Below are 8,671 nucleotides of genomic sequence, written 5' to 3'. Positions count from 1 at the left end.
GCCGTCAGGCGTTTTTCTTACAGGTAGTACTTATACTCCGCCGTAATCGCGAAGCCCGCGCCCCGATATAAGTTCAGAGCCCGCTCGTTGTCGGTCACGACCCCGAGACGGATGCAGTCGAAGGATTGGCCTGACAAGAGAGCGACGGCCTTCCTCTTCTTAGACGGGAAGGAACCGCGCGGTTTCGGGACCGGCAGGCGCTATCCCTCCCGAGTATGGTCCGCTTCGAAGATGGTCTTCATCTTATCGCCTCCCTGCAAGCTCTCTTCCACTGTAACATATCCGGAAGGCGGGTTTATACTGGAGGAAGAAGACTTCGGCTCCGCGAATGGCGCGGAGACCGGCGGGACGAGAGGGCGGCGGGATGAGAGAGATCCTGTTCAAGTATTTGGCGAAGTTCACGACCCTGAGTGCGGAGGAGCAGAAGGCCATCGTCGACGAGATCGTCGTGAGGGAATATCCAAGGAGAACGGTGCTTCTCCGGCAAGGCGACGTTCCCGACAAGTGTTACTTCGTGCTGAAGGGATGCGTTCGGCAGTATTCGGTCGACGAAGACGGGAGAGAGACCACTTCCAACTTCTACACGGAAGAACAGGCCGTTACGGTGTTCAACCGACACAGACGGGATCTGGCCTCGGAGTTCTCCTTCGAATGCCTGGAGGACTCGGTATTGGTCGTTGGAGATCTCGTCGTCGAGAAGGACATGTACGTCAAGCATGCCCAACTGGAATCGATGACGCGCCGCATGATCGAGGAGATGTTCGGCCGGATGCAGGACGACTTCGCCGCCTTCGTCTCCTCGACGCCCGAGGAACGCTTCAAGGCGCTCCTCCGGAACCGGCCCGGCTTGATCGAGCGCGTGCCCCAGCATCAGCTGGCCAGCTGCCTCGGCATGACCCCGGAGTCGCTGAGCCGAATCAAGAAGCGAGTGCGGCGAGGTCCTGACGAAGCGGACCTTACGCCGTCCTAGAGGGACGTCCGCCTCGGGCAAGCATCCATATCGCCAAGCCCAATTCCCCTGCGGTCATGGGGACGACGAATCCGGCCGTCAGCGCGGCGACAAGCCGGTCGTGCTGGGGAAGGAACGCGCTGCAGAGGTGGACGGCGAGGTAGCCGATTCCCGCGAGTCCTACCGATAAGCCGATCGCCTTAAGGACGCCGGAGGATCGCCACGCCAGCCAGCCGACGATCAGCAGATGCCCTCCGAAGACAATCAGGCCCATGGACCAGATCGATTCGAAGGCATCCAGATGAAGCGTCGTCAGAGCTTGAAGCGAATCGGGGCCGAGCGCCGCCGCCGTATCGCTCGGGAGCGCCAGGTTCCGCACGAAGAGCAAGTTCGAGACGGCGACCCCCAATAGGGCCGCGTAAACCAGCCGAAGCCAGGCCCCGAGCAGGGCTAGGCGAGGCTGAACGGGCCGGAAGAACAGATAGAGAGCCCAAGCGGCGGCGACGTCGGCGATCAGGATGAGAACCCAGCCGAAGAGCTCGGCCGCGAAGAGAGAGCCGGACGACGAGAGGTTGCGATAGGTAGCGCCGGCGTCCCCCGGGACGACGAGGCTTCCGTGCGCGTATCCGTACGAGAATGCGGCGGCGATCGCCATGAGGATAAGAGCGAGACCGGCCGTCAAGGCCGCTGGGCGCCGTTCCGGGCGTTCCGTTCGAGTATCTTCCGAGACCGGGATAAGCATAGTGCCGAACCTCCTGATAGCTGGGGATACGCTCATTGTACGGAGAGGGCCGGGAGGGTTCATTGACTTAAATCAATTGGAGGAGACGATTCGGCGTGAGATGGACAGCGATGACATTTAATTTGAGAGTGAACGTCGAGTCGGACGGGAGCAACGCTTGGCCTCATCGGGCGGAGGCCGCCGCTCGGGCGATCCGGCGCCATGAGCCGGATGTCGTCTGCATCCAGGAAGGACTCTACTCGATGCTGCGGGATCTGGAGCCGCTGCTCGCGGAGTACGCCTGGGTCGGCGAAGGCCGCCGCGGCGGACGGGAGGACGAGCACTGCGCGATCTGGTATCGCAAGACGAAGTGGCGGGCGGAGGAGCGCGGCAGCTTCGGGCTGTCGGAGACGCCGGAGAAGCTGGGCGCGCTCGCATGGAACGCGGATTACCCGCGCATGTGCACGTGGGTCCGGCTGAGGTCGGCCGAGGACGAAGCGTTCGAGCTGGCGGTGTTCAACACCCATCTGGACCATGTCAGCGAGGAAGCGCAGATCAAGGGGATGGACCTCGTCAAGAGCCGGATCGGGAAGCTGCGGCGAGAGAGGGCCGATCTGCCGGTCGTGCTGGCAGGGGACTTCAACGTCGAACCCGGGCACGCGGTCGTGCGCGGCCTGGAGCGGGACGGCTATGTGAACGGCTATTCCGCGCTTGGCGGGAAGGCGGATGTCGGGCGGACGTTCCACGACTTCAAGGGAGGCGTCGAGGGGGAGCCGATCGATTACCTGTTCGGTTCGCCGGACGTCGCCGTCGAACGGATCGAGGTGGACCGGGGGCAGGTCGAAGGGCGGTATCCATCGGATCATTATCCCGTGATCGCCGTATTCTCGAAGATTACGTAACACCGACAAAGGACGGCCTCGAGATCGCTCTCGGGCCGTTCTTGCATGAGGATCGGCTCGCCGAAGTCTTGGCCGATTCTGTTCTAGTCTTTTTATCCCATGCCCCTAATAGATAGGATCATTTCCTAATAAGTTACAAAATAATAAAAAAGGACTATCGATTTTAGACAGGAAAAAAGGTATATTCAGAATAAATGGAATCCACATTATGCCATCTCAGAATCAATTGAATAGTTCGTACGATACTAGCAAAACCACTGAAAAGTGGCGACGCAAAGCTACAGGGGCTAATGCGGATCTGAAACGCGACCGCGATGCTAGCCAGTTGCCGAATACGACGGAAGCCTCCGTCTGTCATTTGTCATCCTGGACGGAGGTTTTTTTGCGTCTTTATATATGTAAAATAGTTCCATATTAATCGATAATTCCAAGAGACGGTATATAAGGAGGGGAACATTCTTGAAAACAAAAACGTTGAATCGAATGATAAGAGGCTTGCTCGCTTTTCTCATCATGGTCCCCTATGGTCTGGTTCTCCCTTTACAGCTTCAAAATGCAAGCGCTGCTGCAGAAAGTAAAAGGCTGACCTACAAATTCGACGGCTTCTCCAGTGCTGCCATTAATGAGTTTGCTTTTAATGGTGACGCCGCAGTTCCTGCAGGGATGAACGTTATCCGCTTGACGCCGGCAGTCGCCTTGCAAAGCGGGGCCGTATTCCACAAAACTCCGCTTAATCTTCAAAACAATTATTCATTCAGTACGGTCTTCTCGTTTAAAATGAGCGGTTCGAATCCCACTGATGGGATCAGCGACGGGTTGACTTTTACGATCCAGACGGGAACCGCCAGTCAGCGAGCGAATGGGGGCGGTATAGGATATTACGGTATCAATCCCGGGTTCACTGTTAAATATGATACTTTTTATAACAATGTATACAGCGATCCTTCCGCAAACTACATTGGAATCGCGCAAAATGGCGATCCGGTGAATCAATCGGGCCGGTATACGGACTTGAATTCATTTAATGCGACTAACGGCACCAATTATGTTTTATCTAACGGAACCCTGTACTATACATGGATCGACTATGACGGTTTAAATAAAAATGTTCAGGTTCGTCTAGGAACCTCGCCGGATAGGTCTGCTTCCAGCAAAGTGTTGGAGGTAAATAACATAGATCTTGGCGCCATTTTTAACGGAAGTCCCGTTCATGCCGGTTTTACCGCGTCAACAGGGCTCCCGAATTATGAAAATCATGATATTTATAGCTGGTACTTTGTAGATGACTAAATTCCTATCGACTATGCCGATAACCGGCCGCCGGCGGCATCCGATGACAGTGCAACGACGCCAAAAGATACGCCTGTATCGGGCTCCGTACAAGGCACGGACCCGAATGGCGATCCGCTGACGTACGCGAAAGGAAGCGATCCGCAACAGGGGACGGTAACGGTGAACCCGGACGGAACGTGGACGTATACTCCGGCGCCGGGCTATGTCGGTCCGGACAGCTTCACCGTCATCGTGGACGACGGCTATGGCGGCACGACGGAGGTTACGGTTACCGTCGACGTAACGGAGCCGGTCGCGCCGGGAATATGCAAACCAAGAGTGTCGCTGATTAATGGCAGCTTTGAGGAGCCCTTAGCTAGAAATGTCGGCGATACAGGTTCTCCGGGAGCCGAGAACGCATGGATGTATTTTTACGATTACGAAGTTCCGGGTTGGGAGACAGCAGCAACAGATCATTTTATACAAATTATGCAAAACTCCAATGAGTTTTTAGGCCCTACACTGGGAGGGAATGATCAGACCATCCCCGTTGTGGCGGCGGATGGAACGCAATATGCCGAATTGAACGCAAATCAAGCAGCCATGTTGTATCAAGACGTGGAAACGAGCCCGGGGCAAACCATTTATTGGCGACTGGCGCATCGAGGAGAATTTGGGGAAGACACAATGCAGCTTCGAATTGGTTCGGCTCAAACGGAACCGACGGCACTGCCCATTATTCAACAGATGAGCAGCACGTTTAACAAATGGACATATTATACCGGGTCCTACAAAGTTCCGGATGGCCAAACTGTAACTAGATTCGGTTTTGAGGCAGTTTCGGTTTCGCCAGGTTCGCCCAGTAATTTGTGGGGTAATCTGTTGGACGATATCTTCCTGGGATCAGAGCCTTGTGGCGTCGTTACCAAGACAGTCGACCAAACGCAAAATGTGCAAGTGGGAGATATCCTCACCTATACGGTAAATTTCAAGAATGAAGGCGGAGACGTCGCTGAACACGTCGTATTGGAAGACCAAATTCCTGCAGGAACCGAGTACGTTCCTGGATCTTTGAAGATCGCCGAAGGCCCGAACGCGGGAACGATAACGGATGCAAGCGGCGACGATCAGGGCGAATTTGATCAAGCCGCCAACAAAGTCGTCGTTCGATTGGGAACCGGCGCAACGGCGCAAGACGGCGGAAGAGTCGCTAATACGGATGTCTTGCCTGAAGGATCGACCATTCAATTTAAGGTCAAGGTCCTTCCAGAGTCTAGCGGACAACAGGTCGCAAATAAGGCTGTCGCCCGTTACGTTAATTTGTTGGAAAACAAAAACGAGACTCGGGAATCGAACGTCGTCGACAGTGCGGTATCTGTGAACCAACCTCCGGTCGTATCGGATGACAACGCAACGACGGACAAAGATACGCCCGTGTCGGGCGAGGTCAAAGGGACGGACCCGGACGGGGATCCGCTGACGTACACGAAGGGAAGCGAGCCGCAGCATGGCACGGTAACGGTGAACCCGGACGGAACGTGGACGTATGTACCGGAACCGGGGTATGTCGGCCCGGACAGCTTTACTGTCATTGTCGACGATGGAAAAGGCGGCATGATCCCGTCGACGATCACGGTCGACGTAACGGATCCGGGCCCGCCGATCCCGCCGAACCAGCCGCCGACGGTACCGAACTACAACGAGGCGACGCCGAATAATGCGTCAAAGACTGGAACGGTAGTGGGAATGGATCCGGAAGGAGATTCGCTCACGTACACGAAGGGTAGCGATCCGCAGCACGGAACGGTGACGGTGGACCCGGACGGAACGTGGACGTATGTACCGGAACCGGGGTATGTCGGCCCGGACAGCTTCACCGTCATCGTGGATGACGGCAAGGGCGGAACGATCGCGTCGACGATCACGATCGACGTGACGGATCCGGTCGTGCCGGTCCCGCCGAACCAGCCGCCGACGGTACCGGACTATAACGCAACGACGAGGAAAAACTCCCCCATAACCGAAGTGGTGGAGGGAATGGACTCGGACGGCGATCCGCTTACGTACAAGAAGGGAAGCGATCCGCAGCACGGAACGGTGACGGTGGACCCGGACGGAACGTGGACGTATGTACCGGAACCGGAGTATGTCGGCCCGGACAGCTTCACCGTCATCGTGGATGACGGCAAGGGCGGAACGATCGCGTCGACGATCACGATCGACGTGACGGATCCGGTCGTGCCGGTCCCGCCGAACCAACCGCCGACGGTGCCGAACTATAACGAGACGACGCCGAATAATGCATCAATGACTGGAACGGTGGTGGGAACGGACCCGGACGGCGACCCGCTTACGTACAAGAAGGGAAGCGAACCGCAACATGGCACGGTGACGGTGAACCCGGACGGAACGTGGACGTATACTCCGGAACCCGGCTACGTAGGCGAAGACAGCTTTACCGTCGTAGTCGACGATGGAAAAGGCGGCACGACGACGGCGACCATCACGGTTGACGTCACGGACCCGGGGACGACGCCCCCGCCGAGTACGCCAGATCCGACGCCGACGCCGAACGCATCGCCGACGGTGCCGAACTATAACGAGACGACGCCGAATGATGCATCAATGACGGGAACGGTGGTGGGAACGGACCCGGACGGCGACCCGCTTACGTACAAGAAGGGAAGCGAACCGCAACATGGCACGGTGACGGTGAACCCGGACGGAACGTGGACGTATGTACCGGAACCCGGCTATGTAGGCGAAGACAGCTTTACCGTCGTAGTCGACGACGGTAAAGGCGGCACGACGACGGCGACCATCACGATCGGCGTGACGGACCCGGGGACGACGACTCCGCCGCCGGATACGACAGAGCCGCCGACAGAGCCACCGACGGAAACGCCAGGGCCGCCGCCGAGCACGACGGAGCCTTCACCGACGCCTAACGTGTCGCCGTCGGTGCCGGACTATAACGTAACGACCGGGAACGATTCTTCCTTATCGGGAACGGTGAAGGGAACGGACCCGGACGGCGATCCGCTGACGTACTCGAAGGGAAGCGAACCGCAACATGGCACGGTGACGGTGAACCCGGACGGAACGTGGACGTATACTCCGGAACCCGGCTATGTAGGCGAAGACAGCTTTACCGTCGTAGTCGACGATGGAAAAGGCGGCACGACGACGGCGACGATCACGATCGGCGTGACGGACCCGGGGACGACGACCCCGCCGCCAGAAACGCCAGAGCCGCCGCCGAGCACGCCGGAGCCTTCGCCAAGTACGCCGCCCCCATCGTCCGGCTCGTCGAATCAACCGCCGGCGGCATCGGACTCTAACGCGACGGCCGGGAGCGATTCCACCGTGACGGGAACGGTGAAGGGAACGGACCCGGACGGGGATGCGTTAACGTACGCGATAGGAAGCGAACCGCAGCACGGAACGGCGACAGTGAACCCGGACGGAACGTGGACGTACGTACCGGCTCCCGGCTTCGTGGGCAAGGACAGCTTTACCATCATCGTGGATGACGGCAAGGGCGGCAAGACGACGGCGGTCATTACGATCGATGTGACGGATCCGGGTACGCCGGTCCAGCTGCCGGGTACGACGAATCCGCCGAATCCACCGAATCCGCCGAGCCCGCCGTCCGCTACGCCCGGCCAACCGCCAAGCGACCCGACTCCGCTTCCGGCGAATACCGAGGATGGAACGGCGTCTTCGGGGACGGGTACGGGATCGTCGTCCGCGGAGCCGGAGGACGGAAGCGCATCGAGAGGCGCCGAAGAACCCGATCAGCCTGATAACCGATTGCCCAGTACCGCAAGCAATGTCTTTAACCTGGGATTATTCGGAGCGATCGCCCTGCTCGCGGGCCTGATTTTGCGAAGGAATAAAAACAAGGCGCAGTAGTCGTAAAGGAAGAAAACACTTTTCTCATGGGAAAGGTGTTTTCTTCCATTCTACCGGGAAGCAGGGTTTTCATCCGAAGGGGGATATCGCGTATGAGAAAAAAAGCGGGAACGTTGATGATCCTGCTCGGAGCGATAGTCATCGCGCTTGCCGTCTTTCAATTTTTCGAATATCGAATCCAGACCAAACAAGCTTTGACCGAAGCGAGAACGTTAATCGAGCCTTCTCCGAATGGACACATTCCTGCAATGGTTCAAGTCGCCTCTCCGGACCCTCGTCGCGATGCCCTTGCCGGCAGGCAAAAATTCAAGCCGGAAGAGAGCGATGTGCTCGGAGTGCTGGAAATTCCGAAAATAAAGGCGGAACTGCCGATGATCGAAGGCACGGACGAGGAGATGCTCGACAGGGGAGTCGGCCATTACAGCGCGAGCGCGTTGCCGTTGGATGGCGAACAGATTTTATTGTCCGGGCATCGCGATACGGTTTTTCGGAATTTTGCGAAGCTCGAATTAGGGGATCGCTTCATCGTTAAACTGCCATACGGACATTCGAATACGAAATATCGAGCACGGAGATCGTCGATAAAGACGATACCTCGGTCATTCGTTCGATGGGGAAGGAAGTTCTCGTCGTCACCACGTGTTATCCATTTCGTTACGTGGGCCCAGCTCCCCAACGATACGTCGTGTACGCCGACCCGGTATCGAGCGAGGGCTAACCCCATACAGAACCCGTCTAGCACAATTGGATTTGGACCCGATTCTGTCTCGAGAAGGCGCCTTGGCTTGTATGGTGTATGAAAAATCACATAAATTCGGCCTCAAGAAGGCGACTTGCTTGATTTGGGTATGAAAAATCATACAAATTTCGACTTAAGAAGGCACTTTGCATGATCTTAGCGTGAAAAGAAGT

The 8,671-nt window shown here is 57.1% G+C and carries 7 protein-coding genes, 1 pseudogene and 1 riboswitch; of the genes and pseudogenes, 6 read left to right on the top strand and 2 right to left on the bottom strand.

Annotated features, from left to right (window positions below; genetic code table 11):
* Positions 1–17: 17 nt before the first annotated feature.
* Entirely contained in the window at positions 18–137 is a 120-nt protein-coding gene (locus H7B90_RS33850) for an N-acetyltransferase (RefSeq protein WP_512699120.1), read from the bottom strand.
* 227 nt (positions 138–364) lie between these two features.
* On the opposite strand from H7B90_RS33850, the gene H7B90_RS26500 reads away from it, so the two are divergent.
* On the top strand, positions 365–970 hold the full coding sequence (locus H7B90_RS26500) for a Crp/Fnr family transcriptional regulator (protein WP_185138911.1): 606 nt from the start codon (positions 365–367) through the stop codon (positions 968–970).
* Here the strand turns inward: H7B90_RS26500 and H7B90_RS26495 are convergent.
* On the bottom strand, positions 957–1,691 hold the full coding sequence (locus H7B90_RS26495) for a DUF4386 domain-containing protein (protein WP_185138910.1): 735 nt from the start codon (positions 1,689–1,691) through the stop codon (positions 957–959). The genes H7B90_RS26500 and H7B90_RS26495 overlap by 14 nt on opposite strands.
* 95 nt (positions 1,692–1,786) lie before the next feature.
* On the opposite strand from H7B90_RS26495, the gene H7B90_RS26490 reads away from it, so the two are divergent.
* From H7B90_RS26490 to H7B90_RS33515, 5 genes and pseudogenes are all read left to right on the top strand, one after another.
* A complete protein-coding gene (locus H7B90_RS26490) occupies positions 1,787–2,572 on the top strand; it encodes an endonuclease/exonuclease/phosphatase family protein (protein ID WP_311772817.1) in 786 nt (261 codons plus the stop codon).
* A gap of 237 nt (positions 2,573–2,809) precedes the next feature.
* A riboswitch (cyclic di-GMP riboswitch) is annotated at positions 2,810–2,905 on the top strand.
* Positions 2,906–3,031: 126 nt separating this feature from the next.
* Positions 3,032–3,862 carry an L-type lectin-domain containing protein gene (locus H7B90_RS26485; protein ID WP_185138909.1) on the top strand — a complete coding sequence of 277 codons (831 nt, stop codon included), beginning with the start codon at positions 3,032–3,034 and terminating at the stop codon, positions 3,860–3,862.
* Positions 3,863–5,050: pseudogene (locus tag H7B90_RS33765) on the top strand (Ig-like domain-containing protein); the annotation flags it as partial.
* 171 nt (positions 5,051–5,221) lie between these two features.
* Positions 5,222–7,759: an Ig-like domain-containing protein gene (locus tag H7B90_RS26475; RefSeq protein ID WP_311772816.1), complete on the top strand. Its 2,538-nt coding sequence runs from the start codon at positions 5,222–5,224 to the stop codon at positions 7,757–7,759.
* Between the two features lie 92 nt (positions 7,760–7,851).
* The gene (locus H7B90_RS33515) at positions 7,852–8,559 is read left to right on the top strand and encodes a sortase (protein WP_446483098.1); all 708 of its coding nucleotides are present in this window, start codon (positions 7,852–7,854) and stop codon (positions 8,557–8,559) included.
* Positions 8,560–8,671: the final 112 nt, after the last annotated feature.

The sequence above is a fragment of the Cohnella xylanilytica genome, assembly GCF_014212175.1.
GTDB classification, from domain to species: Bacteria; Bacillota; Bacilli; order Paenibacillales; family Paenibacillaceae; genus Cohnella; species Cohnella xylanilytica.
Note: the sequence above shows the minus strand (reverse complement) of the source record. Positions and strands in the feature narration are given on the sequence as shown.

What these genes read in the sequence shown, in the direction of transcription:
- H7B90_RS26500 (WP_185138911.1), top strand. Translation starts at nt 365, where the DNA reads ATGAGAGAGATCCTGTTCAAGTATTTGGCGAAGTTCACGACCCTGAGT.
- H7B90_RS26495 (WP_185138910.1), bottom strand. Translation starts at nt 1,691, where the DNA reads ATGCTTATCCCGGTCTCGGAAGATACTCGAACGGAACGCCCGGAACGG.
- H7B90_RS33515 (WP_446483098.1), top strand. Translation starts at nt 7,852, where the DNA reads ATGAGAAAAAAAGCGGGAACGTTGATGATCCTGCTCGGAGCGATAGTC.